Below are 566 nucleotides of genomic sequence, written 5' to 3' on the forward strand. Positions count from 1 at the left end.
GCGCCTGGTGGGCGAAGGCCGCAACCACCTCTCACTCAAGCTGCTGCACCAGGGCGCTCCGGTGGACGGCATCTGGTTCAGCCACACCGACCCGCTGCCCGGCCGCGTGCTGCTGGCCTTCCGGCTCGACGTGAACGAGTGGAAGGGCGAGCGCAAGGTGCAGTTCCTGGTCGAAGGCGCGCAGACCTGAGGTGGATTCCCCATAGAAAATAGCTTCCAGCCCTTGTGCACCAAGCGCTGGAAGCTATCGAATGGTGGGTTGGCGCTGCTGCTGCAGCGCCATCACGGGCAGCGGATCAGAAGCTTTCCCACTCGTCGTCCGCGCCCGCCTTGGCCGGCTGCGGTGCAGGAGCCGCAATGCGCGGCGCGGGGGTGCTGGCGCGCCCGGCAGCAGCGACCGCAGGCCGCGCCGGAGACGATGCAGCCGCCACCTTCGCGGCCGGTGCCGCCGCAGGCTTTGGCAGCGGCGCACGCGCAGGCGCTGGGCGCACCGCCGGGGCCAGGACCGGGGCTTGCGCGCCCACATTGAACGCGGCAACGACGCTGGCCAGGTGCTGGGCCTGGTC

At 70.8% G+C, this 566-nt stretch carries 2 pseudogenes; one reads left to right on the plus strand and one right to left on the minus strand.

Annotated features, from left to right (window positions below):
• Positions 1-190: pseudogene (locus tag B2J89_RS21585) on the plus strand (single-stranded-DNA-specific exonuclease RecJ); the annotation flags it as partial.
• Positions 191-296: 106 nt separating this feature from the next.
• On the opposite strand, the pseudogene B2J89_RS22565 reads toward B2J89_RS21585, so the two are convergent.
• Positions 297-566, minus strand: a pseudogene (locus B2J89_RS22565) (methyl-accepting chemotaxis protein); the annotation flags it as partial.

The sequence above is a fragment of the Acidovorax sp. SRB_24 genome (assembly GCF_012931925.1).